Annotated in this window: 19 protein-coding genes and 2 pseudogenes; 8 read left to right on the forward strand and 13 right to left on the reverse strand. The window is 39.3% G+C overall.

Annotated elements, in window-relative coordinates:
* Nucleotides 1–29: 29 nt before the first annotated feature.
* The 5 genes from narI to R7P35_RS04265 all read right to left on the reverse strand — a co-directional run bounded on the left by narI (nt 30) and on the right by R7P35_RS04265 (nt 8229).
* Nucleotides 30–707 (reverse strand): respiratory nitrate reductase subunit gamma, encoded by a 678-nt coding sequence (gene narI, locus R7P35_RS04245; protein ID WP_006071651.1) that lies wholly within the window; start codon nt 705–707, stop codon nt 30–32.
* A complete protein-coding gene (gene narJ, locus R7P35_RS04250; protein WP_213904482.1) occupies nt 704–1426 on the reverse strand; it encodes a nitrate reductase molybdenum cofactor assembly chaperone in 723 nt (240 codons plus the stop codon). Before narJ ends, narI begins: the two co-directional genes overlap by 4 nt.
* Entirely contained in the window at nt 1426–2964 is a 1539-nt protein-coding gene (gene narH / locus R7P35_RS04255) for a nitrate reductase subunit beta (RefSeq protein ID WP_213904481.1), read from the reverse strand. Before narH ends, narJ begins: the two co-directional genes overlap by 1 nt.
* Before the next feature lie 2 nt (nt 2965–2966).
* On the reverse strand, nt 2967–6731 hold the full coding sequence (locus R7P35_RS04260; RefSeq protein WP_213904480.1) for a nitrate reductase subunit alpha: 3765 nt from the start codon (nt 6729–6731) through the stop codon (nt 2967–2969).
* An 85-nt stretch (nt 6732–6816) separates the two neighbouring features.
* Entirely contained in the window at nt 6817–8229 is a 1413-nt protein-coding gene (locus tag R7P35_RS04265) for a NarK family nitrate/nitrite MFS transporter (protein WP_284144859.1), read from the reverse strand.
* Nucleotides 8230–8692: 463 nt separating this feature from the next.
* Here R7P35_RS04265 and R7P35_RS04270 point away from each other — a divergent pair, with 463 nt between their 5' ends.
* Nucleotides 8693–10270: a histidine kinase gene (locus R7P35_RS04270; RefSeq protein ID WP_244265548.1), complete on the forward strand. Its 1578-nt coding sequence runs from the start codon at nt 8693–8695 to the stop codon at nt 10268–10270.
* A gap of 1 nt (nt 10271) precedes the next feature.
* Nucleotides 10272–10952 (forward strand): two-component system response regulator NarL, encoded by a 681-nt coding sequence (narL, locus tag R7P35_RS04275; protein WP_213904478.1) that lies wholly within the window; start codon nt 10272–10274, stop codon nt 10950–10952.
* Nucleotides 10953–11008: 56 nt separating this feature from the next.
* On the opposite strand, the gene R7P35_RS04280 is transcribed toward narL, so the two are convergent.
* Nucleotides 11009–11656: a hemerythrin domain-containing protein gene (locus tag R7P35_RS04280; RefSeq protein ID WP_006071643.1), complete on the reverse strand. Its 648-nt coding sequence runs from the start codon at nt 11654–11656 to the stop codon at nt 11009–11011.
* Between the two features lie 287 nt (nt 11657–11943).
* Here R7P35_RS04280 and R7P35_RS04285 point away from each other — a divergent pair, with 287 nt between their 5' ends.
* The gene (locus R7P35_RS04285; RefSeq protein ID WP_213904477.1) at nt 11944–13014 is read left to right on the forward strand and encodes an HPP family protein; all 1071 of its coding nucleotides are present in this window, start codon (nt 11944–11946) and stop codon (nt 13012–13014) included.
* Between the two features lie 59 nt (nt 13015–13073).
* On the opposite strand, the gene R7P35_RS04290 is transcribed toward R7P35_RS04285, so the two are convergent.
* From R7P35_RS04290 to norV, 3 genes are read right to left on the reverse strand one after another with little or no spacing between them, the layout of a single operon-like run.
* Entirely contained in the window at nt 13074–13418 is a 345-nt protein-coding gene (locus tag R7P35_RS04290) for a DUF1971 domain-containing protein (protein ID WP_014234464.1), read from the reverse strand.
* 40 nt (nt 13419–13458) lie between these two features.
* Entirely contained in the window at nt 13459–14607 is a 1149-nt protein-coding gene (gene norW / locus R7P35_RS04295; protein WP_213904476.1) for an NADH:flavorubredoxin reductase NorW, read from the reverse strand.
* A 9-nt stretch (nt 14608–14616) separates the two neighbouring features.
* Nucleotides 14617–16098, reverse strand: a complete 1482-nt coding sequence (gene norV, locus R7P35_RS04300; protein WP_014234466.1) for an anaerobic nitric oxide reductase flavorubredoxin — start codon at nt 16096–16098, stop codon at nt 14617–14619.
* 196 nt (nt 16099–16294) lie between these two features.
* Between norV and norR the strand changes: the two genes are divergently transcribed.
* Together norR and R7P35_RS04310 are read left to right on the forward strand one after the other, a co-directional pair.
* Nucleotides 16295–17827 (forward strand): nitric oxide reductase transcriptional regulator NorR, encoded by a 1533-nt coding sequence (gene norR, locus R7P35_RS04305; protein WP_014234467.1) that lies wholly within the window; start codon nt 16295–16297, stop codon nt 17825–17827.
* A 200-nt stretch (nt 17828–18027) separates the two neighbouring features.
* Nucleotides 18028–18447, forward strand: a complete 420-nt coding sequence (locus tag R7P35_RS04310) for a GFA family protein (protein ID WP_213904475.1) — start codon at nt 18028–18030, stop codon at nt 18445–18447.
* A 165-nt stretch (nt 18448–18612) separates the two neighbouring features.
* Here R7P35_RS04310 and R7P35_RS04315 read toward each other — a convergent pair.
* The 3 genes and pseudogenes from R7P35_RS04315 to R7P35_RS04325 all read right to left on the reverse strand — a co-directional run.
* Nucleotides 18613–19014: pseudogene (locus R7P35_RS04315) on the reverse strand (group II intron maturase-specific domain-containing protein); the annotation flags it as partial.
* 53 nt (nt 19015–19067) lie between these two features.
* Nucleotides 19068–19988: an IS5 family transposase gene (locus tag R7P35_RS04320; protein WP_318091718.1), complete on the reverse strand. Its 921-nt coding sequence runs from the start codon at nt 19986–19988 to the stop codon at nt 19068–19070.
* A 326-nt stretch (nt 19989–20314) separates the two neighbouring features.
* Nucleotides 20315–21349, reverse strand: a complete 1035-nt coding sequence (locus R7P35_RS04325; RefSeq protein ID WP_213904473.1) for an IS110 family transposase — start codon at nt 21347–21349, stop codon at nt 20315–20317.
* Between the two features lie 122 nt (nt 21350–21471).
* On the opposite strand from R7P35_RS04325, the pseudogene R7P35_RS04330 reads away from it, so the two are divergent.
* Nucleotides 21472–21673, forward strand: a pseudogene (locus R7P35_RS04330) (DUF4113 domain-containing protein); the annotation flags it as partial.
* Nucleotides 21674–21804: 131 nt separating this feature from the next.
* Here the strand turns inward: R7P35_RS04330 and R7P35_RS04335 are convergent.
* Complete coding sequence (locus R7P35_RS04335) at nt 21805–22629, reverse strand: hypothetical protein (protein WP_213904471.1); 825 nt, start codon at nt 22627–22629, stop codon at nt 21805–21807.
* A 1172-nt stretch (nt 22630–23801) separates the two neighbouring features.
* On the opposite strand from R7P35_RS04335, the gene R7P35_RS04340 reads away from it, so the two are divergent.
* Together R7P35_RS04340 and R7P35_RS04345 are read left to right on the forward strand one after the other, a co-directional pair.
* The gene (locus R7P35_RS04340) at nt 23802–25472 is read left to right on the forward strand and encodes a cation:proton antiporter (protein ID WP_250158354.1); all 1671 of its coding nucleotides are present in this window, start codon (nt 23802–23804) and stop codon (nt 25470–25472) included.
* 10 nt (nt 25473–25482) lie between these two features.
* Entirely contained in the window at nt 25483–26445 is a 963-nt protein-coding gene (locus R7P35_RS04345; protein WP_213904469.1) for a universal stress protein, read from the forward strand.
* Nucleotides 26446–26473: the final 28 nt, after the last annotated feature.

Consider the following 26473-nt stretch of genomic DNA (forward strand, 5'->3'; position numbering starts at 1 on the left):
GCATTCAGTACTCACTTCGCTTACGAGTATTATCTTCTACTTCTTACTATTTGGTAACGTCTTGAAATATATTCAAATGGGACGCTCCAAATATGAACCAATCTACAGAATGGAAAAATAAGAAATATCGTCATTCCTAATATCATATGAATGCGAAATATAAAACTCACGCCATCTAAGTTGCTTGCTGCACCAGATTGAAATGTCACGACATCTTGCGCCCAACCAACTAACTTCATCATTTCACTGCCATCCAAGTGTTGTGCAGAAAACGGAATCGTTAAGACACCTAGGCATGCTTGAATGACAAGCAGTGTAAGAATGAGGATGTCGGCAAAAGATGATGTTGCACGCACTCGAACATTAGTCAGACGTCGTCTCAGTAACATTGCTCCTCCTGCGATAGTCATAATGCCAAAAATACCACCAGCGATCATCGCAATTAATTGTTTGGCGGCTAATGACAGAAATGATTCATAGACCCAGTGAGGCGTTAACATGCCAAAGAAATGCCCGAGAAATATGCCTATGATACCGACATGAAATAACCCCGAAGCTAATCGCATATTGGTATTGTCTAGAATTTGGCTAGACCCTGCACGCCAGGTGTATTGGCCATAGTCATACCTTACCCAACTACCGATCAAGAATACGGAACCAGCGATGTAGGGATAGATATTAAAAAAGAAACCATTTAAAAAACTCATTGCTGCACTCCATTAATATCACTAATGTTTAAATACTGCGGCGAAACATTATTTACAAATCGTCTTTGATGCTGCTGTTGCAATGCAGAGTTACAGCCTTCTTCACCTAGAAATCGGACTTGTTCTTCTTCCCAAGCCGCATCTAGGGCTTCTGGTGTGTGGTCTTCATCTTCACTGGATACTTGTTGATACAAAGCATCAAAGTCTACATTTTCTTCCGAGAGAGCCATCAATATTTCAAATAAATCAAAGTAGTAACTGTCTCTTTGTTTTAATCGTTCAGTGATAAGCGCTAAAATTGGAGCAATATTTTGCAGTCCTTCCTTGGCATCTTCTGTCATCAATTGAGATACATATTCTAGATATCTAGGCAAATAGTCAGGGAGTTCACCGCCACTAAGGTGCAAGCCAACTTCTTCATATTGGCTCATCAAGTCAATCATTGCTTGACCTCTATCTCTTGATTCTCCATGCACATGTTCAAATAAGAGAAGAGATAGTGATCGTCCTCGATCAAATAAATCAACATAATTAGATTGTGCATCCATTAGATCCAAGGCTAAAATTTTGTTAATAAATTTAACCAATATTTTCTTTTGATCGATACTTAATTCTTCGCAATGTTTTACGATGCCAATTAATTCATTTGGATAGTCCCAAATATCGCAGCTCGGATAATCCAGTAAGGCCGCAATTAATCTGAGAGATTTCAGTTCCATTACTTATCTCCTATCGTCTTAGCAGTGATATCTATAGAGTTGATGCGCTGACTATTAAATAAATTGATTCGACTATCATCACCACCATGGCATCCGTTACCAAAACTGAATCCACAACCTTTAGCTTCAGGAAAGGCTTCACGCGCCAGTTCTCGATGACTTGATGGAATAACGAATCGATCTTCATAATTTGCGATTGCCAGGTAGCGATACATTTCTTCAGCTTGTTGTTCCGTCAACCCAACTTGCTCTAATGCACTAAGGTCTGTTTGACCATCAACTGTTTCAGCACGTTTGAAATGCCGCATTGCCAGCATTCTTTTTAATGCCCGTAGCACGGGAGCGGTATCTCCCGCAGTTAGAAGGTTTGCAAGGTATTGCACAGGGATTCTTAAACTCTCTATGTCTGGAAGCACACCATTATTACCCACATATCCAGCATCTGCCGCAGACTGAATTGGTGACAAAGGTGGCACATACCAAACCATTGGCAAGGTGCGATACTCAGGATGCAAAGGCAGCGCAAGTTTCCAGTCAATCGCCATTTTATACACGGGTGACTTCTGCGCGGCCTCTAGTACATTTTCCGTAATTCCTTGTTTAAGTGCTTCTTTAATAACTTCAGGATCATTCGGGTCTAAAAATATGTCTAGCTGGTTTTGGTAAAGATCCGTCGTATCTTTCGCGGACGCCGCCTGCTCAATCTTATCTGCATCATATAGAATCACACCTAAATAGCGAATGCGCCCTACACAGGTTTCTGAACACACCGTAGGCTGACCAGACTCAATTCTTGGGTAACAGAAGATACATTTTTCCGATTTGCCGCTCTTCCAGTTGAAGTAAATCTTTTTGTATGGACATCCTGTCAAACACATCCGCCATCCACGGCATTTGTCTTGGTCAATCAATACGATACCGTCTTCTTCCCGCTTATATATTGCACCACTTGGGCAAGTCGCCACACAAGCTGGATTTAAACAGTGCTCGCATAAACGAGGTAAATACATCATGAACGTATTTTCAAACTGACCATACATCTCCTTTTGCATGTCATTGAAATTCTGATCAGCAGAACGTTTAGAGAATTCTCCACCCAGAATTTCTTCCCAGTTTGGCCCTTTTTCCACTTTGTCCATCCGCTGACCAGTGATCAGAGAACGAGGACGAGCAATCGGTTGATGTTTACTCTGTGGTGCATTTTGGAGATGCTCGTAATCAAAAGTGAACGGTTCATAGTAATCATCTATGGTCGGCATATCTGGGTTATTGAACAGCTTTGCCATAACGCCAATTTTATTGCCCATTTTTGGCTCGAGCTTTCCTTTAATATTTCGAATCCATCCTCCTTTCCACTTATCTTGGTTTTCCCAATCACTTGGATACCCTGTACCAGGTTTACTCTCGACATTATTAAACCACGCGTATTCCATACCTTCGCGACTAGTCCAAACGTTTTTACAGGTGACTGAACAGGTATGACATCCGATGCATTTATCAAGGTTCAATACCATGCCGACTTGTGAACGAATTTTCATACTTATTTATCTCCCGCTAAACCACTGTACATATTTGGTGCTTGTGTATAATCGTTGTTTTCACCATCTAGCCATTTGACTTCCTTCATTCGACGAACAACTACAAATTCATCTCTGTTAGAACCGACTGTTCCATAGTAGTTAAAGCCATAAGCCTGATGCACATAGCCGCCAATCATATGAGTAGGTTTTGGACATACCCGAGTGACTGAGTTGTGGATCCCACCTCGCTGCCCAGTAATCTCACCACCTGGCAAGTTAACAAGACGCTCTTGTGCATGATACATCATGACCATTCCTTCAGGCACACGTTGACTGACCACAGCCCTTGCCGTTAATGAACCATTAGAGTTAAATGCTTCGATCCAATCGTTATCTTCAATACCAAGGTCTTTTGCGTCGATTTCACTCATCCACACAATTGGGCCACCACGTGATAGTGTCAGCATCAGTAAGTTTTCACTGTACGTAGAGTGAATCCCCCATTTTTGGTGTGGCGTAATCCAGTTCAAGGCTTTCTCTTTGTTGCCATTTCCCTTCTTACCCATAATGTCGTGAACAGTACGAGTGTTAATAGGTGGGCGATAAGCTATTAAACTCTCGCCAAAGTCTCTCATCCATTGGTGATCTTGATATAACTGTTGGCGCCCTGTTATTGTTCGCCATGGAATCAACTCATGTACATTGGTATAACCAGCGTTATAGGATACATGTTCATCTTCTAAGCCAGACCATGTTGGACTTGATATGATTTTTCTCGGCTGCGCTTGAATGTCTCGAAAGCGAATTTTTTCTTCTTCTTTATTGATGGCCAGATGGCGGTGTTCTCGCCCTGTGAATTCACTTAATGCATCCCAAGCTTTTACTGCTACCTGCCCGTTCGTTTCTGGCGCTAGCGTTAAAATCACTTCTGCTGCATCAATGGCTGTTTCAATTTTGGCGAGTCCTTTTGCAGCTCCTTCATGATGGACATAATTGAGTTTTTTGAGCAATTCAACTTCACTATCTGTATTCCAGTTGATGCCTTTACCACCGTTACCTTGACTATTTAATAGTGGTCCTAGAGAGGTGAATCGTGCATAAGTATTAGGATAGTCACGTTCCACGGCCATAATATGTGGTGCAGTTTTACCAGGTATCAACTCACATTCACCAAGTTTCCAATCTTTAACGTCAAATGCCTGAGCTATTTCCGCTGGAGAATCATGCTGTATAGGTAACGTAACGATATCGGTTTCTTTACCCAAATGGCCTTCACAAAGACTCGAAAATGCTTTGGTAATACCTTTGTAGATTTCCCAGTCAGACTTTGCTTCCCATGCTGGATCAACCGCTGCCGATAGAGGATGAATAAATGGATGCATATCCGACGTATTCATATCATCTTTTTCATACCAGGTTGCAGTTGGAAGAACGACATCCGAGAATAAACACGTGCTCGACATACGAAAATCTAGCGTCACAACGAGATCAAGCTTGCCTTGTGTTGGTTGATCACTCCATTCCACTTCACTCGGTTTTGTTGCACTAAACTCGCCCAGATCTTTACCTTGAATACCATGCTCGGTTCCGAGTAAGTATTTGAGCATGTATTCATGACCTTTGCCCGACGAGCCAAGTAAGTTCGAACGCCATATAAACATATTTCGTGGATAGTGTTTTTCAGGTTGCTCTGATGCGAAACGAATCTCGCCTTCTTTCAACGCACTCACAACGTAATCAGTTGTTGACTGTCCTGAGCTTTGTGCCTGTTTGGCAATATTCAACGGGTTTACGTCAAGTTGTGGTGACGAAGGTAACCAACCCATTCGCTCTGCTTTAACGTTCATATCGATCAAGTGTTCGCTGTAGCGCGTTTTATCCGCTACTGGAGACAATAATTCATCGACTTTTAACTTCTCATATCGCCATTGACTTGAATGGTTGTAGAAGAAAGATGTGCCATTCATATGACGAGGAGGCTTCTGCCAATCTAATCCAAACGCTAGAGGTTGCCATCCTGTCTGAGGACGAAGTTTTTCTTGTCCGACATAATGCGCCCAACCACCGCCACTTTGTCCAACACAGCCACAGAAGATCAACATGTTGATCAAACCGCGATAGTTCATATCCATGTGGTACCAGTGATTCAAGCCTGCACCGACAATAATCATCGAACGTCCGCGAGTTTTCTCTGCATTATCCGCAAACTCTGTTGCAATTCGAATGATCTCTTCGGCTGAGACTCCTGTGATTTTTTCAGCCCATGCAGGAGAATAAGCTTTGAGTTCGGAATACTCTGCTGCACAACTCGGATCACTTAATCCACGTTCTACACCATAATTCGCAAGTGTCAGGTCATATACGGTTGTGACAAATGTTTCGGTTCCGTCTTCCAAAGTAATACGTTTGGCTGGCAGCTTACGATTAATGAGGTCTGAGAGTGGCACATGGGTAAAATGTTCGTGCTCTAAACCACCAAAATAAGGGAAGGCAACATCAACCGTGTCATCTGCATCCTGTATCCCCAATTGCAACTTCACATTATTCTGGTCATCTCCTGCTAGCTGCTCAAGATTCCACTTACCTTTTTCTCCCCAACGAAAACCAGCAGAGCCATTAGGTGCAACGAATTCTCCATCGATTTCGTTAATAGCGATGGTTTTCCATTCAGGATTGTTGGACTCTCCAAGGTTATTCACTAGCTCTGATGCGCGTAAAAACTGACCTGCACTGTAGCTACCGTCAGCTCTAGGCTCCAACTTCACCAACATCGGCATATCTGAGTATTGTCGCAAGTAGTTTTGGAAATATTCAGACTGACGTTTAACATGAAATTCTTTAAGAATTACATGACCCATTGCGAGTGCTACTGCGCTGTCCGTACCCTGTTTTGGGTTAAGCCAATGATCGCAGAGTTTTGCAACTTCAGCGTAATCAGGTGTAATTGCGACCGTTTTCGTCCCTTTATAACGAACCTCGGTAAAGAAGTGCGCATCAGGAGTGCGGGTTTGAGGGATGTTAGAACCCCAAGCAATAATGTATGAAGAATTGTACCAATCTGCTGATTCAGGAACGTCTGTTTGCTCCCCCCACGTCATCGGAGATGCTGGTGGTAAATCACAATACCAATCATAAAAACTCAAACAGGAACCACCAATAAGAGACAAGTATCTCGCACCAGCGGCGTAAGACACCATAGACATAGCTGGAATTGGGGAGAAACCCACCACGCGATCTGGTCCATGTTCTTTTATAGTGTATATATTAGAAGCGGCAATAATTTCGTTAACTTCAGCCCAAGAACTACGTACAAATCCGCCTCGTCCTCGAGCTGTTTTATAAGCAGTCGCCGATTCAGAGTTAGTGACGATAGATTCCCATGCATCGATAGGATCTGCAAAGCGGCATTTTGCTTCACGCCAAAGTTTTAATAGCGACTTACGTACCATTGGGTACTTGAGACGATTCGCACTATATAGGTACCAAGAGTAACTCGCCCCTCGCGGGCATCCTCTCGGCTCATGATTAGGAAGGTCTGGACGTGTTCTAGGATAATCTGTTTGTTGAGTTTCCCATGTCACCAACCCATTTTTAACATAAATTTTCCAACTACAAGATCCAGTGCAGTTTACGCCGTGGGTAGAGCGCACAATTTTATCATGCTGCCAACGCGTCCTGTATCCATCTTCCCAATCACGATTTGTATTAAGTGTTTGTCCGTGATCACCAGAAAACGAATCTCCGACTTGTTTAAAGTATCGAAATCGATCCAAAAACTTGCTCATTCAGTGTTTCTCCTATATTTAGGAACTAATTATTATTTATATTTAATTGATAATTTAAGTTAATATCTACGATAAAAAATTCGAATTAAATATGTGACTTATTTTTTGTTGCGTAACCACTCTCTATATTTCGTCCATAAACGAACCACGTAATGATTGAGCAAACGACATAGAAAAATAGGAATAGTATTAAAGCACTTGAGGCTGAGCCTGTAAGAGAGAGCGATAAACCAAATGCCTGCGGAATAAAGAAACCACCAAACGCGCCAATGGCAGATATAAATCCTAATGCTGCTGCTGTATCCGTTCCTGACTTACGCGTGATAGTCTCCTCATCCAATCCTGCCATTCTCGCTTGTTGCGAAACAATACGGCGGAATAAAACTGCTATCATTTGAAATGTTGATCCACTACCAATACCCGAGCAGGCAAATAATCCCATAAAAATGATAAGGAAGAGAACAAAACTACCTGATGTACTTTCCGATGGAATAGTAAAGAAGATAAGAACGGTTAATAACGCCATAAGTACGAAGTTTAAAAACGTTACTTTTATACCACCAAATTTATCTGACCATGCTCCACCAACAGGTCGCATAAGAGCACCAATGAGTGGACCTATAAACGCAAATTTCAAAACGTCAACTTCTGGAAATTGCGTTTGAGACAACATTGCAAAACCAGCAGAGAAACCGATAAAAGAACCAAACGCGGAAAGATATAATAAACTCATTAACCATAAGTGTCCTTGTTTAAGTACTTTGACCTGCTCTTTGAACGAGGCTTTTGCATTTTCTATATCGTTCATTCCAAACCAAGAAATAAGGCTAAAGAGTAAAATTAACGGCACCCAAATCCATGCGGCGTTTTGTAGATGTGGCCCTTCAGATTGCGAAGTAAACCATTGAACGGAAATAGCAATAGGAACCATCAACTGCATTACGCTGACACCGAGATTGCCAAGTCCACCATTTAAGCCAAGCGCACTCCCCTGCATTACCTTTGGATAAAAGAAACTGATATTTGCCATACTTGAGGCAAAATTTGCACCACCTAGTCCACATAGCAGCGCAATCATGACGAATGTGGAGTATGGAGTGTGAGGATTACTGATGGCGATTCCTAGCCAAACCATTGGTACAACAAGCATCAATGTACTGAATGCAGTCCAACGTCTACCGCCAAATATTGAAATTGTGAAAGAATAAGGAATACGACCAATCGCACCAGATACTGAGGGCAATGCGGTTAACAAAAAAAGTTGCTCGGTACTAAATGAAAAGCCGACTTTAGGCAAATTTACTGCAACTGCACTAAAGATCATCCAAACACAAAAAGACAATAGTAGGCAGGGAATCGAAATCCATAAGTTTCGCTTTGCAATGTATTGCCCTTGAGATAACCAAAACTGTCTATCCTCAGGAAACCATTGTTTAATCGAATGCGCACTTACTCGACCAGACGACTCCATGTCCTTTGTATCTATATTTATTGACATGATTCACACCATTGTTATTGGAAAAACCAGTACATTTAGTGATAATCACGTAGTAAATTTGTTGATTTAGATCAAAGACATATTCCTAACAAAACCTTCCCGTTAAGTGATACTGCTCATTATAGTTACAGCCTAATTTTATAAGCGATTGATATAATTAAAAAAAATAAAAATTCCATAAACAGGTGGTTTAGGAAACTATTAGGTAGTAACCCAATGGTAGTATGTCTTGTATCATAAAAAATCGGTATGTTATTGGATACGGAAAACTAGCTCATTAGATGAGACAATGAATTTTTTCAATATATCCATAACAAAAAAAATTTCATTCTTTATATTAATACTTTGTAGCATATCTTTATCTGGTATGTTTATTTCACTCATAACGGTAGACAATATTCAAGGTCGAACGCACATTGTTAATCAAATTGGCTCGATAAGAATGCTCATCTATAAATCTATTTTGTCTACAGATAAAAGTATTACGTCAGAAAATATAATTAGAATCAATAAAAAGCTGAATAATCCAAACATAATAGAGTACATGATCAAAAGTGGTTTAAGCGATCAGCATGGAAATTTATTAGCTTTCTTTCAGGAAAATATAGAAAATCAAAACTATGAATCAATAAGATCAAACTCTGACGAGTTTGTGAAAATAATAGATAATCTGATCTATAAAGTAGAACGTAATACCGAGAACAATATTAAATCTCTAGAAAACATCCAAAAAGCATTTTCTATTATGATAATAATATTTGGAATATATTCTATTGGAAACTTATACTCAAGGCTATTTAAGCCATGGATGTCAATACTTGATATATCAAGATCGATTAAATCTGGAGACTTTAGTAAGAAGTTTATCGTACAGAAACATAAAGATGAAATGAATGAATTGGGCGATTCTATTAATTTAATGTCAGAAAGTATAAAAGAAACATATATAAATTTAGAGAATGTTGTATATCATAAGACAGAGGATTTGAATAGAAAAAATAAATACTTAGACTTTCTATATCGAGCATGTAAAAAGTTTAATAATGAACAGTATAGTTGCGATATGTTGGCACCATTAACTCAAGAGTTAATTGAATTAACTGGTATACATAAAGTTAAAATATTAATTAATGATTATCAAGAAAGTGATAATACTCAAATATTTGATTTTGGTTCAATAAGCAGACCTGATTTTTGCAAAAACCTCAGCTGCAACCTCTGCTTTGATAATGAAAAGACGTTCATAGAAAACCTATCAGAGATCACTATAAAACTAAAGGACTCTAATCATGACTATGGAAAAATCGTCATATCAAACAATATAAAATCCTGTATAAATGTAGAAAATGAGCAATTAATAATTGCATTTTCAGAACTATTAACACAATCTCTTTCCGTTTTCTATAAGGTTCAGCAGGATCAGCAGTTATTAATATTAAAAGAAAGAAATACAATTGCACGAGAACTGCATGATTCAATCGCTCAGTCCCTGTCTTGTCTCAAGATTAAATTGAGTATTTTACAAATGGATTTATCTAACTTAGACGAAGAACAGATTTCTATTATTGGTGAAATGCGAGAAGAAGTAAATGTTGCTTATTGTCAACTTAGAGAGCTTTTGACAACCTTTCGGTTGAGGTTAGATGGGCTAGGTTTTTTACCTGCGCTGGAAAACACGGTTAAGGAATATAACAAAAAAATTGGCACCAAAATAAATTTTAGTTATGAAATCCCAGCTAATAAAATATCCATTCATCATTCAATACATTTAATACAAATAATTCGTGAGCTATTAAATAATATTTATAAGCATGCACAAGCTTCCGATGTAACGCTAGATTTATCAATGAAAGATAATGATATCTCCTTAGTTATTCTCGACGATGGTTGTGGATTCTCTACTTCACAAGAAAACTCTCGTTATGGTCTAAAAATTATTGGTGACAGAGCACAGTCTCTATCAGGAAAATGGGATATCATCTCCTCTCCTGGCAAAGGGACTGAATTCTACCTAACTTTTCCTATATATTCACGAGTATAATATGATTAAAGAACATACATTTACCAATGCTGAAGCATCCACAATACTTTTAATCGACGATCACCCAATGTTGAGAAATGGTATTAAGCAATTACTCAATACCAGAAAACATCTAACCGTCGTTGCAGAAGCAAGTAATGGGCTTCAAGGGGTGGATTATGCTATTGACTACGAACCAGACTTAATCCTATTAGATATCAATATGCCAGAGTTAGATGGATTGAAAACGTTAAAATTACTACGAGATAAACACATCTCAAGCAAAATTATTATTTTTACCGTTTCAAATTACGATGAAGACGTGTCTAAGGCGATTAAATTAGGTGCAGACGGATATCTTTTAAAAGATATGGAACCAGAAGAATTACTAACCTCTATTGAAAATGCATGTTTAGGAAAAACAGTCATTAGCCCTGAATTAACATCAATTTTAGTAGGAAATCTAAGAGAAAAGAAACAGGAAAAACTAACCAATGTATCTATAGATGTTCTTAGCACTCGGGAACAGGAGATTCTGAAAAACATTGCTATTGGTTTATCAAACAAAATGATTGCTAATAAACTTTTCATCTCCGAAAGCACAGTAAAAGTTCATGTAAAAAGCATCTTGAAAAAACTACAATTACGCTCTCGAGTTGAAGCAGCAGTTTGGGTACATCAAGAAAAAATTAGGTTCGAATAATTAGGTATTTCTGCCTAAACACATCGATTAAGCAGAAATTCATTCTTCACTGTACATTAATTTTTAAATAAAATATTGTTCTCTAAAGCAATGTGCGTGAGGATGTCACTTTCAAATTGCTCTAATAATAAATATAATTTTTTCCATGACTGACATGCATCTTCATGAACTTCCAAGTAGTTCACCAAAGTCATTAATTCACTCAATGCCTGGATATGGTCATCATGGTCTTTCTCCATGACGAAAATAGGCCCATCAGGATAGATCCCTTGACTGATCATTGGAAACAAGATTTGTTCTTCTTTCTCCATATGACTGCATAGATCGTTCTCAATCCCTTCTAAGCATTCACTCAAACCAAGAGGGCATTTAGGGTGGTCATAGTGTACAGTTTCAACACGTTTCGCTAACTCTATCGCCCGATTCAACTGATCTCTGTGTTTTATGTGAAAGTTAGCAATGATATATTTTATCAACTCTTGATGAGGTATATCACAAAATTTCAGCAACTCTTTGTTATCCCTACTCAGTTCGTTTAATTCATCAATCATATTAGAATATTTGAAAATATCATCGATAACTAAAACTTCATTTAATGTTTTCCTTAGGTTTATATATACATTAATGTTGTACGATTTTAATACATTTATTGAACCTGGAACGTTTTTTATAATGTCACATAGGGAAGTATTATTTATGTTCATATCAATTATCCTCTTTCATAACACTTTTATTCTACTCTAGAACTATCTAACCTATTAGTCTTAATATATTATTCAATTAAATTTACCCCTAAATGATTACAACAATAATGAAAAATAACATTTCATATTTATACGCGATATACGATAATGGTATTTATAAATCAAGCCTATTTATATAAAGATTAGACAAATCATGTTCGTTTTAATTATATCCATAAAAATTTAAACGCTTTATCAACATTTAATGATCGCATAAAATTCCGTTTTTCACTTTTACTTTGATTCCTATGTCTCATTTTGACCGCTTATTCAATCTTTCATTCATTGCAATACCTGTATTCCTTACATCAGCTATCATTGCGGTACTTGCAAACTACGGGCATACCACTTCCGCAACCCCTTTGTTGATTGCATCAATAGGGGCTTCCGTCACGATCATTTTTGTGATCCCTAGCAGTCCAATGGGAAAAACATGGCCCTTGCTCGGTGGACATGTTACGGCGGCGTTGGTAGGTATTGGTTTATCGACGGCATTCGATGATGTCATAGTCTTGATAACACTAACGATAACCAGCACTATAATCATTATGATTGTACTAAAATGTGTTCATCCACCAGGCGTAGCAACTGCGCTTGTCCCTGTGTTGAGTAATACATCTCAACCAGATGCCTATTTCTTACTCGATCCCGTTTTATTGAACGTACTTCCCCTAGCCTTATCTGGTATTGTGTATCGTAGATGGATCACTATGAGATCTTCGAACACAACTGAAAAACCATCAATGAACTCAAAATCTGCACATGAAAAGTCATCACTTTACTTTGATGAATTACATGAAGTTTTGGAAACAAGAAATGAATGGTTAGACATTGATGAAAAAACGCTCGACGAAATTTTTAAACAAACCCACCTGCTCGCTTTAGAGCACAAAAGTCAAAAACTGACCTGCAAACATGTAATGACAGAAAACATTCTAGCACTCACAGAAAATGATTCAGTCTACGAAGGTCTAAACACACTTCAAAAAAATAAATTTAGTGCAATTCCTATTATAAACTCCGATAAAGAAATTGTAGGTATTTTTTCATTAGTCGATTTTTTACTTTATGTCGAAAAAAGAAAAATAAATTCATTCGTAGGTTTATACCTCTTGGCAAAGAAAAAGACCTCGAACACTATTGGCCAATATATGAAAAGAAATCCGATTTCTATGCATGAAGAGCAACATGTAGCTCGTCTTATCCCTTACTTAACGTCAGGATTTCACCATATACCTATAGTTAATTCTAAATCTCAACTCGTTGGGATGGTTACTCAATCTGATCTGATTGAATTTTTATACAATCTCAAAAAGTAATACCTGAACAAAAACATCCTACCTTTGACAGATCAATGTCAAAGGTAGGAGTAACGAACCTATGAGTCTTGTTTTGTATTGTACATTTGTTGTTTTATATTATTTGGCAACGACCAGAAATTAATATTGAATTGGGCATCATCACTCAACTCAATACGATGCCAATATTGCGGTGGACTTGTCGCAAATTGACCCGCATTAATCACAACAACCACTTCAGGTTCTGTGGCATTCGCATCGGCAAAGCCATAGTAAGTCACTTGCCCCTCCATCACACACAATTGACCGAACACACCTTCCGCTGTGTTATGGTGAGATAGTAACGCTTGCGGCACGTTATCATTTGTGAAGAATGGTGTTGAGCGTTGAATCGTCCAATCTTTTGGAATACGTAGGTGCGACATAATACCCTCTTTGTTTAACTTTTATTGAAATTCGATGTTTCTATTGACCAGATGATTTTGACAATTCGCGAAGCAGTGGGAATGCCTGCGTAACTTGTTCGCTTGTAACGACAAAACCAACGAGATGGCCGTTATCATCTTTCGCTTTCGCCACAATACCAGGGGCAGAGATACTCACCTCCCAATTCTCAACACCGTTTACGGTCCCCGCGAGTTGGATTGGGTAACTAGGTGTTTTGACCTTAACCATCATGGGAGGTAACACCAGCTCGGCGTCTTGCCCCAATAGTTGTTTGCCTAGAACGTTGGCGCTTAACACAATGGGTTGTAGGTATGGCATCATTCGCTCTTGGATTTCTGCGCAATCTCCCAACGCAAAAACATTGCGAGTTGAAGTCTGCAAACGACTATCGACGACAATCCCTTTGTTAACTCTAATAGCCGCTTCTTTAGCCAATTGTGTATTGGCACATAAGCCAGCCGCTGATATCACGATATCGGTTTCAACTATACGCTCAGAGCTTAATGTTGCCGTTGATCCACTTTCTGAACGGTCTACTGCTACTACGCTAGTTTCTAACGCCAGTTGAACGCCTTGCTGCTTAAGCTGTCTCTCTATTGGCAAAGCGATGAACTCAGGAATTAAGTTTGCCAATAAGCGAGTATTTGGCTCGATAACGGTTACGTTTTTACCACTGGTGGCAAGATCCATAGCAATTTCAACACCAATTAGCCCGCCACCGATTATCAAAACCCGTTTTGCTCGGCTAATATGTGTCTCAGCCGCCTGATACTCTTGTAGCGAGTTCAACGTCAATACGTCTCTTACTCCATCACCATTCATTCGTGGTACGAATGCTTTTGCTCCCGTAGCAAACACCAGCTTTCCATAGGGGTAGACTTGCCCATTTGCTGTCAGCTGCTGCGTGTAAACATCCACCTTTTCAACCTTGGTGTTTGCAAACAACTCGATGTTATGTTCTTTAGCAAACACGTCGCCAGATTTGACAACTAAATCCGAGGCGGTTTGTTTTCTACTAAAGACATGACTCAAATCTGGTTTGTTGTATTCGGCACCATCTTCAGCAGTAAAGACCTGAATTGGAATATGTGCGTCCATACGACGCACTGTTTTAATTAACTGGTAAGCAGCAAAGCCACTACCAATAATTACTATGGGTGTCTGCATACTGCCTCCTTACGCTTTATATTCAACAAAGACATCTTTGCCTAAGTGACATTCTGGACATAAGAAATAATCGGGTATGTCAGACCATACTGTTCCAGGCTCAATGCCTTGGTTTGGCTCACCTTTTGAAGGATCATATACCCAGTTACACACAGTACATATCATGCACTGACACCCTTCAGGGTGTGGCTGCTCCTGTTGGACACCAAGCTGAACTTCTTCGACTTTTCGCGGATTCACTTGTGGTGTTTGTTCTAAAGCTTGCGAACGGAGTTCAGTAGGTCTTAATAGTAAGTTGTTGGCCCATAATTTAGCAATAGCCTGACCATGTTCACGACATTCGCGCATCGCTTTTCCGTCTGGTCGCCATTTGGTTTTCAAGCTGATTGCAGTTTCGAATCCTGCATCGGTTAACCGCGCATGTATACGATCAACCGCGCCACCATTCCAACCGTAACTACCAAAGGCGGCCGCTTTTTTCGCTTTAAAACGAAGACCTGTAATTTCCTCTAGCATTCCTGCAATTTTTGGCATCATGACGTTGTTCATGGTTGAGGACCCGACCAAAATCCCTTTGGAGCGGAATACGTTGGCGAGAATTTCATTCTTATCATGCTTAGAGACGTTGAAAACCTTAACGGCAACGCCAGGATCAACATCATGAATGCCCTGTGCAATCGCATCCGCCATCATTCGAGTATTATTTGACATCGAGTCGTAGAAAATCGTAATGCGATCTTCTTGATAATTGTCCGCCCACTCTAAATATTGCTCAATAATTTGAGCAGGATTATCTCTCCACACAATACCATGTGATGTAGCAATCATATCGACAGGCAGATTAAAACTGAGTACCTCTTTAATCTTTGCCGTTACTAGGCTGCTGAATGGCGTTAAGATATTGGAATAGTAACGTAAGCATTGCTCCATCAACTCATTTTGATCGACTTCATCATTGAATAATCGTTCATCGCAATAATGTTGGCCGAATGCATCATTACTAAATAACACCGCATCACCCGTCAGATAAGTCATCATACTGTCAGGCCAGTGAAGCATTGGCGCTTCAACAAAAACGAGCTGTTTTCCGTTACCAATATCAATGCTGTCACCTGTTTTTACCGTTTTGAATTTCCACTCAGGATGATGGTGATGTCCAACAATTGAATCTATCGCGGCTTCGGTACAATATATGGGTGTGTTAGGAATTTTCTCCATTAATACGGATAAAGCACCTGAGTGATCTTCTTCCGCATGGTTCACAACGATAAAATCAATGGACTTAAGATCAATTTCCATCTCAAGGTTTTGAAGAAACTGATGGCTGAATCGATGATCAACGGTATCAATCAATACCGTTTTTTCTTCTCGAATGAGGTAACTGTTGTAGCTGGTACCTTTAGTCATTTTGTATTCTGTACCATGAAAATCTTGCACTTCCCAATCGCGTTGACCTACCCAGTGAATATTGTTTTTAACATGAATTGTCATTGTCACTACCTTAACGTGGATTTAAATTAATTTATCTCTGATACATTAGATATTGCACAAGGCATGCCAAAAACACATTTTATTATTTATCAATACGTTAACATAAACACCTCACACAAATATTGTCTTAATGACATCATTGACAGCTGTCATTAAGACATTAAAATTGTCATATTGACAATTGTGGGTATTCATTATGACTACATTAATCGCCCAATGGCTTCACATTACACAAGATCTGAATTCAGCTCTTACTCGACAAGCTCGCTTTGACACCTTGCTCACCACAATACGAGAAGTCTTAAAGTGCGATTCTTCTGCTCTGCTTCTTTATGAAGATCAACACTTTAAACCGCTAGCCATCAACGGTTTAGCAAAAGAAGTATTGGGCCGCCGCTTCTCTATCAATGAACATCCAAGATTAGAAGCGATTGCCCGCGCGGGTGATATTGTGCGTTTTCCATCGGATAGTAACTTACCCGACCCCTACGACGGCTTGATCCCTAATCATGATGACAAATTACACATCCACTCATGCATCGGGTTACCCTTGTTAATAGACGATCATCTCATCGGCGCTATCACCATTGATGCGTTTGATCCCTTCCAGTTTGATTCACTTCTAAATCATGAGCTACGTTTTATCAGTGCGTTGGCCGCTGGCGGACTTCATACCGCATTGCTTTTAGAAAAATTGGAAACACAGACCAGCTTGCCAAGAGAATCGTTTACTGAAAAACGTGCATTGAATGACGACATTATTGGAGAATCGGCAGAAATGAAGTCGTTGCAACAACAAATTAATGCGGTCGCCAATACTGAACTGTCCGTATTGGTCATGGGCGAAACTGGGGTTGGAAAAGAGTTGGTTGCCAACGCCATTCATCATCGTTCTAATCGCGCAGATAAAACATTGGTCTACCTAAATTGTGCAGCGCTACCTGAATCTGTAGCAGAAAGTGAATTGTTTGGGCATATAAAAGGAGCGTTCACTGGCGCGATCAGCAATCGCAAAGGTAAATTCGAGCAGGCTGACGGTGGTACTTTATTTCTAGATGAGGTTGGTGAGTTATCACTTGAATTACAAGCAAAGCTGTTGCGAGCTTTGCAGTACGGGGATATTCAGCGCGTCGGGGATGATCGGCACATTCGTGTCAATACTCGTATTGTGGCAGCCACCAACCGAGTTTTACATGAAGAAGTGACAGCAGGACGATTTAGAGCCGATTTATATCATCGTTTAAGCGTCTTCCCGATTCGTGTTCCTCCATTACGTGAACGTGAGGAGGACGTAATATTATTAGCAGGTTTCTTCGCAGAACAGCTACGAAGCAAATTGGGACTAAGTAGCATTCGCTTTTCATCAGATCTTATTCAAGCATTAAAACAATACTCGTGGCCAGGGAACGTACGAGAGCTGGAGCATATGATCAAACGTGCAGGTGTATTGTCCAAAGCTCGCACGCACTCAGCGGACATCGAATTGTTAGTGTCAGACTTTGATATCTATACATCACCGTCTGCAACTTCAGATGGAAGGAACACACCAGATATTTCGTCGATTAATCAACCAAATGTGGGACTTAAAGAAGCAACGGATAGGTATCAGAAAAAAGTCATTGAGCAAACGCTCAACCTTAACCAGGGAAACTGGGCAGCAACGGCTCGCCAATTAGAGCTTGATAGTGGGAACCTACATCGTTTAGCTAAACGTTTAGGAATCAAGTAATGACTGAGAGGCTCTCAATCATAATCATGATGGATGCTAATAATAAATTATGTTCAGATCCTGTATACCCAACTAATCTACAATTAGCCCTAACAAAATAAGGGCATAAATGCCCTTATAATTAGCAAATTAAAGTGTATGCATCCTGGATTGTAAGTACTGATTTGGTAGAGATTCAGACAAATTAATGGAGCTAAAGTATGGCTAATAAACATCTAGGTTCATGTCTTTGTGGCAGAGTGAGATATGAGCTTTCAGGAGATTTCCAGTCTTTCTTTTTGTGTCACTGTACTCGTTGCCAAAAAGATACTGGCTCTGATCATGCTGCTAACCTATTTGCTAAAGCGAGCAAATTAACATGGTTGCAAGGTGAAAGCGACGTTAAAACCTACCAACATCCAAACTCAATGCATGTAAAAAGCTTTTGTAAAAAATGTGGGTCTGCACTTCCCACGATAGCTGAAAGTATTAACAGTGTAGTAGTTCCTGCGGGTAGCCTAGATAGCCCTATTTCTATTAAGCCTACCGCTAACATCTTTGTAAGTAATGGTGCAAGCTGGTCTAGAAATTTAGATAGTGTGCCTAACTATGAAGAACTGCCGACGCATGTTAAGAGCTAAACAAATACAAATATTTAAAGCTTAATCACACTTGGTACTTTATCACTAAAAAATGTCGGGTAGACGACACTTGTTACCAAGTGTCGTCCCCCTAAGAACCGTACGTGCAACTTTCACTGCATACGGCTCAAGCCTCCACAAAGGCATCGTATGATACCCAGCAACTTATAAAGCAGTTAGAGCAGGAACGTGCCAAGAGTTGCGAGTTTGCCTTTTGGACTTTCTCTTTGCCAAGTAATCTCGGTATTGAGGGTCAAATGGTGTTACCGAACTTCGGATTTTCACATGTCTCTCTATAGGCACTTTGGCTATTTGAAAGAGATTGAATTGGCAATCCATATCCATGATCTTCTGCCAACCGTGAAATTGCCATTGGCCTTTCCGATTGAGGAAGTATTTATGGGTGATCCAATTTGTAGACTTTGTTGGATGACGCCTTTTAGCCCAGTGCCATAACGCATGGAATAGCTTATGACCTACATATCCGAATACCTGTTTAGCAACGCAGTTTCGATAGTAATTCGACCAGCCCCTAAGTTTCGGATTTATCAACTTGATTAGATCGTGGCTTTGTTGCGTAATTCAGACGAGAAACCAAACCTCCTAAAGTTGAGCGACTTTTATACAATATACTGAGTTTCAGGCATACCAAGCCCTGTAAGTTTGTTCAGTGCTTTGATCATGGCGTAAGTCTCGCCAACCTGAACGTTGTAATTTCTTAGACTTAATTTCCCACCTAGCAACTGTTTTACTCGGTACATTGCGGTCTCTGACAGAGAGCGCTTATGATAGCCATACCGCTTTTTCCACTTCTTGTTGGAGCCGTAGAGCTTCTGGCAACCTACCGCTAAGTTACGAGGATGCCCTTGTTCCCAGAAGGCTGCTCCTTCTCTTGGCGGGATGAGCGGAACCGCTCGCTTGATCCGTATGGCATCATGGCAATTCCTTGTGTCATAAGCGCCATCGCCTGATATCTCAATGATTTTACGACGTGTTTGCTTGAGTAAGTTGGGGAGCACTTCGGCATCAGTTACGTTAGATAAGCTCAGCTCTGCTGCGACTATTTCGTGGGTGCTTGTATCTACCGCGATATGCAGCTTACGCCAGACTCTTCGCTTCCCATCAGTTCCATGCTTCTTGACCTTCCATTCACCTTCGCCATAAAGCTTGAGGCCAGTGGCATCAATGGCCAGATGTTGTATTGCTCCTCTGGTTTTGGTTTTAAATGAAACTTCAACTTCCTTAGCTCGGCGGCTTATACAGGTGTAGTGCGGGCAAACAAGCGGGATGTTAGCCAGCTTAAATACGGAGTCTAGAAAACCTTGCAGCGCTCTCAAGGGCATAGAGAAAACGCGTTTCACCATCAGTGCGGTAGTAATGGCTAAATCGCTGAATCGGCGAGGTCTACCACGCTTGCCTTGTTTGTTTTGCTTCCACTCAGCTATCGCTTCCTCATCAATCCAAAAGGTCAGAGAACCACGGTTGATTAAGGATTTATTGTACTGCTTCCAGTTAGTTGTTTTGTAACGAGGTTTAGGCATGAGGCTACGACGATTGATGGGGGTAGCCGCTCAGATCGTAGTTTCTTGATTTAGTTCCATCGAATTACGCAACATATATGGACGCACCTCAGGATGCAATGACTGATTCAATGATACGGTCGCTAACATATATCCGACGTCTTTCTAGGTCTACTATGTGACCTGCGCCATGATGTAATCCGCTCCTCACTGTCTTTTCAAAGCCTCGGTTTCAATAACCTCGTTGCGTTATCAGAGTGTAGTAAGGATGGTTCACCGTTTATTCATCAGCTATTGCAAACTCAGTGGCTTCTTGAGGATATCTCCTTAGAACTTAGTATTTTTAGTCAAACAGGCTTAAATGCCTGATTAATATCGTATTCACTATTTTTCGCCAAGATGTGCCATGCTACCCGACCGAGCTTGTTTGCAAGAGCGACAATCGCTTTTGCTTTTCCTCGGCGTGCAATGAGTCCTCTCAACCATGCTCCCATAGCATCCGCTTTGTTAGCTCCGCACCGAACCACTGCGCGAGCACCGTGAATAAGTAATGCTCTCAATTCACGATTGCCATACTTCGATAGAGAGCCAAGACTACTTTTTCCGCCTGTACTATTTTGTTTTGGAACTAGGCCACACCATGCTGAGAACTGGCGACCATTTTGGAATTGGTTTCCAACACCTACCTCACTAATCAGTACCGCAGTCAAAATCGGGCCAAACCCAGGAATATTCCGAATAGCCTCATATTTTGGATTTTGCTGACTCAACATGGTGACACTTTGGGTCATTTCATCTATCTCTTCGCTAAGACTGACAAAGTCACAGTATAAAGTTTGCAGTAAGTTCCTCATTACTGGGGAAAGGGCATTCTCTGCGTCTTCAAGAGCTAGCGGTAAATGACTTCTTAAAGCTTTAATAGAGAGAGGAAATACTACCCCGTATTCAGCAGCCAATCCTCTGATCTGGTTCGCCAAGGCAGTTCTGTTTTCTACCAAACGTTTACGGACACTGCGTATCGCTTTAAGGTCTTGTTGTTCAACAGACTTAACAGGAACGAAGTGAAGATTAGGTCTAGAATAGGCTTCGCAAATGGCTCTTGCATCATTAGCATCGTTCTTTTGCCGCCCAACAAATGGTTTTACATGCTGAGCTGGAATAAGAGCCACTGTATATCCTAGCTCTTGAAATATTCTGCCCCAATGATGAGAAGTTGCACATGACTCCATTGCTAGAGCAGTTTGCTCAGGTAGTTGGCGGACAGTATCTAGAAGCTTATCTCGCTTTACCTTTTTGTTTGATAAAATTTGTCCATTTGTACCCAGAACACACACTTGGAAGAGATTTTTCGCTATATCAATACCGACAACTTTAATAGACATACTTGTTACTCCTGCTCTTAATGGTTGTACTATTAGTTTGGTACAACGACGCTAGAAGGGAGGTGCGTCCATCACATCAAAGCCTTTAATTATCGCAGTAAACCAAGACGTGGCGCACTTTACATGAGCAACCCAACCTTTTTTATCTGACGCCGAGTAATCCCAAAATTAATGAATGTTTATGACACGTTATATCAAAGGATTGGCAGTGACACTGTGTTTTTGAATGCGAAGGGGATATTGCAGAAGTGGACAATGCGGCGTCAGATGTTAACGCCGCAATATACGACCCGTAGGGTCGATTTACCGAAGATTAGGTGCTAGCTTTTAGTAGTATATGAAGCTTGGTTTGCTTCAATTGATAGTGGTTGTATCAAATCAAAGACTGGTTGACTTTAGCCTTATTGCTAGCACCGACACTAATAACATACCTCTACACATGCAATTTTAGATAATCACCAATCATTACCTGGTTTATCCATGTGTTGGTATATGTTTAGAGCATAATTCCAATCATTCCATTGCAATCGTTTACCGTTTAAATTTATACACTCATCGAGGAACTCATTATAAACTTCGGTACTCGCGAAAATTTTGAAACGATTAATTCTTAACTCTGCGCTCGCTTGATTATCAATGGCCACTAAAACGATGTGTTCTCCATTGACAGCTTTATAGTTTTCTAAATAGATGTCATTGCCCACACCGCAACCCGCTACGTGGATATCAAGCTCCTCAACGTCAAGGCCCGTTCTCTCCTTGAGCAATGCTTGAAAGGTATACTGTTCAGAAAACCCAATCTCTGCTGCTTCTATAACTTTTTCAAAGAACTCTGTCATTGTTTCTTCAGTATATGAACTGAATACTTTTTGGTTATCATAGTCATAAGTTAGACAGTTCCCGTGATCTAACTCTAGGGACGAAACTTGGCAATCAGATGAGAATTCTCCATCGCTTAATTGAACACATAGGTCACCAGACCACTGATGCTCTTCACTCTGTATACTAGCTGTTACAATGGCGTTGAATCCGTATCCCGAATCACAGGGAAAAGCCTCTTGAAAATGAGTAACGATCTTAACTTTTTCTGTATCAATATCTTCTCTATCGTGACTTGAAGCCAATTTAACTGTGTCAGTAAAGTCGTTATTAGAGTTCGCTACAATTTCTCTTACGCTCACTTTCACATCATCAATGATGTGCTGAGCCTTTTTACTCTCTACTATAGATTTTTCTGAGTCATGTAGCTCACGGACAAGCTTGTTTTTTTGTTTAACCATTTTTTTTTCTCCATTTATATACTAGTAAAGTCCCCCCTTCACCTCTAAGGTGATGAATTATTTGATATTGTTTAATTTATTTAACTCAATCTTTATACAAATTGAGATAGAGAGTGTTCAATCTTATTAAAACGTATAAAAATCTTTTCGTCAATAATTTATCTCAATTAAAACAAAGACTTATTATTTACTTTTAAGGCTATTTATATCTAATAAAAACAATGAATCGGTTTTACCCCTTATCGGGGGTAAACGACAGACTACCCTCTATAAGGGGTAAAGATGGTTTGTTGACTATGGAGCAAACATTGGCTAATGCACTGCGAGAGCAGTGCTGATTGAAAGCGGCTAACGCCGCATAGAACAAATGATTGGTCTTTGTGGAGCAAAATTGATTGATTAAGTTCTATTGGATTACGCAACAAAGCTCCTCTTAATCATAAATCAATTACAGAAACTATTGTCCAATAATTTTAGATACGATTAAGCAATATGAGGGAGAAGATCAAATCGCAATTAGGTAAAGTTTCAGATATAAATAACATATTTAAGTATGTTTTATCCATGTCAGGTTACAGTAATGGCTAGTCATGAGTTAATCAACTCCATAACTCACCCATAATGATAATAAACGACTTCACGAAACTCTCGCAAAACAACGACTGCCACTTGCTCGTCCATCACTTTCCATCACCGTCACTAGTGGAAGTTATGTTTACAACATGAAAGGCGATGAGAAATTGAAATCGAAACAATTACTCAGTTTAGTTGACCTCGTTATATATCAAAAGAAAGGTGGTCGCCATCGTTAACGAACCATCCAAAAACTAGGAACTCTATCGGTAAACAATGAATGTGGACTAGGAACTACCTAGGTAAGTTAAGAGCTAACACATACGAACATTGACAGCTTCATCACACTTCGTACTTTGTTACTCAAAAACATCCAAGGATGTGTCAGCAAAACCCTGACAAAATTATGCCCCAAATCTTTCTAGTTACATAGTCTTTTCAACTGTTGGTAAACTGGTTTTAGCCAAAGCGTCCATCACACAAAACCCATACCTTGAGTACATTTTTGGTTACAACTGTCACACCTAGAAAACGTGAATTGTGCTACTCTAGGCTTAACTTTGAATTGTTAAATAAAAAGGAGTAAGTCTTTGAATGAGATGCTATCATACTCTTCATTTATTGAAGTGGCTTTTTTATTAATTTTAGCTTCGGGCATAGGCTTCTTAGGGTTGCTTTTTAAACAGCCTTTAATTGTGAGCTTTATTGTCGTTGGTTTAATAGCTGGACCATCAGCACTAGATATAGTTCACTCTAAAGAAAAAATTGATTTTTTATCTGAGTTAGGAATCGCAACATTATTATTTCTCGTTGGGATTAAGTTGGATATAAAACTGATTCGCTCCATCGGTTTAGTATCCATATTTACTGGATTAGGTCAAGTTATATTCACATCTTTGGGGGGGTATCTTCTCGGTCTCGCATTAGGTTTTGATAGCATTTCTAGCCTATATATTGCTGTAGCGTTAACTTTTTCATCGACGATTATAATAGTAAAATTATTATCTGATAAAAAAGAAATAGATGCTTTACATGGCCAAATAGCATTAGGTTTCCTCATTGTACAAGATATAGTTGTTGTTCTTTCAATGGTCATTTTAGCTACGATAGGTATTGGTAGTGAGAATGGAGAAGAATCGAAATCTATAGCTCAAGTTATTCTAGCATGTATTGGATTAGTTCTTTTTGTTGCTATTTTTGTACGTTTCATTGCCACACCTTTAACTCAAAAACTTGCAAACGCCCCTGAGTTATTACTAATATTCTCAATTGCATTTGCAGCTTTATTTGCAAGCACTGGTGAATTAATAGGTTTAGGAAAAGAAGTGGGGGGATTACTTGCTGGCATTGCTTTAGCTTCTACTCCTTATCGAGAGAGCATAGCAGCAAGACTAGCTCCTTTAAGGGATTTTTTATTGTTGTTTTTCTTTATTGCTCTGGGATCAACATTAGATTTATCTCAGTTAGGAAGTAATGTATATGAGTCGATAATTTTATCTCTATTTGTACTAATTGGTAATCCATTTATTGTCATTATCATAATGGGATTAATGGGCTATAAAAAGAGAACAGGTTTTTTAGCTGGGCTTACTGTTGCTCAAATTAGTGAGTTTTCACTAATTTTTATAGCAATGGGGATCACTTTAGGTCATGTGAAAAATGAAATCTTGGGTGTTGTTACCTTGGTTGGTATCATTACCATTGCACTTTCCACATATATGATAACCTATTCTCATAGTTTATATAAAATATTTGAACCATACTTATATATATTTGAGAAAAAAGAACCTAAGCGAGAGAATCTGTCAGAAAAGCATAATCAGTTAAAATACGATGTTATTATTCTAGGTCTAGGCCGTTTTGGAACAGCTTTATCCAGACAGTTGAGGAATAAAGGAATATCTGTTTTAGGTGTTGATTTTAATCCTAGTGTAGTAAAAAAATTGAATAGTGAAGGGTTGGATTGTCTCTATGGAGATGCAGCTGATGCCGAGTTTTTGGCAGAGTTACCTTTGCAAGGCTTGAAGTGGGTTATTTCAACCATACCTAATCATCATACTGGCTTGTCTTATGAAGATTCTCGTAAAACAATAGTTCAGTTGTTAAGGGCATGCTCTTATCATGGTAGTGTATCCATTGTTTCCCACAATAGTGCTGATACTCAACTACTTGAGAAACTAGGCGTCCATTTAGTGTTAGAGCCTTTTAAAGATGCTGCGCAGCAGGCTTCAATCAAGATAGAGAAATCAATCAAAAATAATGGGTGTTGAGGTGAAAGTTATGAAAAGGTTCAACAATATACTGTCTGTTATTAATGATAAGAACCCTAATAAAGAATTGATATTAAAATCTATTGAGATTGCTAAATCAAATCAAGCTAAGCTGACGTTTATTAGTATAGTGCCTATCATATCTGCTGGAATTGGAATGCCTCCAGGTGGTCCAATATCTAAAGATCTACAGCAACATATACTTAGTGATAGTTTAAGTGCTCTCCATAAAACTCTATCTGCTTATGATGGTTGTTATAACTTTGAAGTTATAGTTTTAGCAGGTGACCATTGTAATGAAATTATAAAAAGAGTGATTACTGAAAAACATGACCTATTAATCTCATTACCTTTTAAAAAAAGTATTTTAGATCATATATTTACGAGCAAGGATATGCATTTGTTTCGAAAGTGTCCTTGCCCAATTATGTTTGTGAACGATGTAGAAAAACTTACGTTTAAAAGAATTATCGCTGCTGTTGATTTTGATAGATTTAAAGATACACATAATGATATTTTGAGCGACGAGATCACTTCTCTTGCCAGTCAGATAGCGTTAATGAACTTTGCTCATCTTCATATAGTTAATATCTATAATCCTCGCTATTTTCGTATTGCAAGTAACTGGGCCGATCAGCCTGAAAAACTTGAAAGAGAAATGAAAGATTATGAATATAAATATGCTAAACAACGAATGGAAAAATTGATGGAACGATTGAAAACCAATATCGGCGAAGAAATGTACAATCAGATTTCAATACAGACCCATTTAATTTTTGGTAGCGCTGAAGAGCAACTTCCATTATTCGCTACAAAAAATCATTGTGATCTATTAGTTATGGGAACTGTGGCTAGGACTGGCATTTCGGGCTTGTTAATTGGTAATACAGCAGAAGACATACTGAGTCAGTTAAAATGCTCAGTTCTAGCAATTAAGCCCAAAGGATTTGTCAGCCCGATTACTATTAATTAAATGGGTTTAGACTCTATTATACCTATAA

This window comes from Vibrio sp. Vb0304, assembly GCF_033338995.1.
In the GTDB taxonomy this organism is placed as follows: domain Bacteria; phylum Pseudomonadota; class Gammaproteobacteria; order Enterobacterales; family Vibrionaceae; genus Vibrio; species Vibrio alginolyticus.

What these genes read in the sequence shown, in the direction of transcription:
- narI (WP_006071651.1), bottom strand. Translation starts at nt 707, where the DNA reads ATGAGTTTTTTAAATGGTTTCTTTTTTAATATCTATCCCTACATCGCT.
- narJ (WP_213904482.1), bottom strand. Translation starts at nt 1,426, where the DNA reads ATGGAACTGAAATCTCTCAGATTAATTGCGGCCTTACTGGATTATCCG.
- narH (WP_213904481.1), bottom strand. Translation starts at nt 2,964, where the DNA reads ATGAAAATTCGTTCACAAGTCGGCATGGTATTGAACCTTGATAAATGC.
- R7P35_RS04260 (WP_213904480.1), bottom strand. Translation starts at nt 6,731, where the DNA reads ATGAGCAAGTTTTTGGATCGATTTCGATACTTTAAACAAGTCGGAGAT.
- R7P35_RS04265 (WP_284144859.1), bottom strand. Translation starts at nt 8,229, where the DNA reads ATGTCAATAAATATAGATACAAAGGACATGGAGTCGTCTGGTCGAGTA.
- narL (WP_213904478.1), top strand. Translation starts at nt 10,272, where the DNA reads ATGATTAAAGAACATACATTTACCAATGCTGAAGCATCCACAATACTT.
- R7P35_RS04280 (WP_006071643.1), bottom strand. Translation starts at nt 11,656, where the DNA reads ATGAACATAAATAATACTTCCCTATGTGACATTATAAAAAACGTTCCA.
- R7P35_RS04285 (WP_213904477.1), top strand. Translation starts at nt 11,944, where the DNA reads ATGTCTCATTTTGACCGCTTATTCAATCTTTCATTCATTGCAATACCT.
- R7P35_RS04290 (WP_014234464.1), bottom strand. Translation starts at nt 13,418, where the DNA reads ATGTCGCACCTACGTATTCCAAAAGATTGGACGATTCAACGCTCAACA.
- norW (WP_213904476.1), bottom strand. Translation starts at nt 14,607, where the DNA reads ATGCAGACACCCATAGTAATTATTGGTAGTGGCTTTGCTGCTTACCAG.
- norV (WP_014234466.1), bottom strand. Translation starts at nt 16,098, where the DNA reads ATGACAATTCATGTTAAAAACAATATTCACTGGGTAGGTCAACGCGAT.
- norR (WP_014234467.1), top strand. Translation starts at nt 16,295, where the DNA reads ATGACTACATTAATCGCCCAATGGCTTCACATTACACAAGATCTGAAT.
- R7P35_RS04310 (WP_213904475.1), top strand. Translation starts at nt 18,028, where the DNA reads ATGGCTAATAAACATCTAGGTTCATGTCTTTGTGGCAGAGTGAGATAT.
- R7P35_RS04320 (WP_318091718.1), bottom strand. Translation starts at nt 19,988, where the DNA reads ATGCCTAAACCTCGTTACAAAACAACTAACTGGAAGCAGTACAATAAA.
- R7P35_RS04325 (WP_213904473.1), bottom strand. Translation starts at nt 21,349, where the DNA reads ATGTCTATTAAAGTTGTCGGTATTGATATAGCGAAAAATCTCTTCCAA.
- R7P35_RS04335 (WP_213904471.1), bottom strand. Translation starts at nt 22,629, where the DNA reads ATGGTTAAACAAAAAAACAAGCTTGTCCGTGAGCTACATGACTCAGAA.
- R7P35_RS04340 (WP_250158354.1), top strand. Translation starts at nt 23,802, where the DNA reads ATGCTATCATACTCTTCATTTATTGAAGTGGCTTTTTTATTAATTTTA.
- R7P35_RS04345 (WP_213904469.1), top strand. Translation starts at nt 25,483, where the DNA reads ATGAAAAGGTTCAACAATATACTGTCTGTTATTAATGATAAGAACCCT.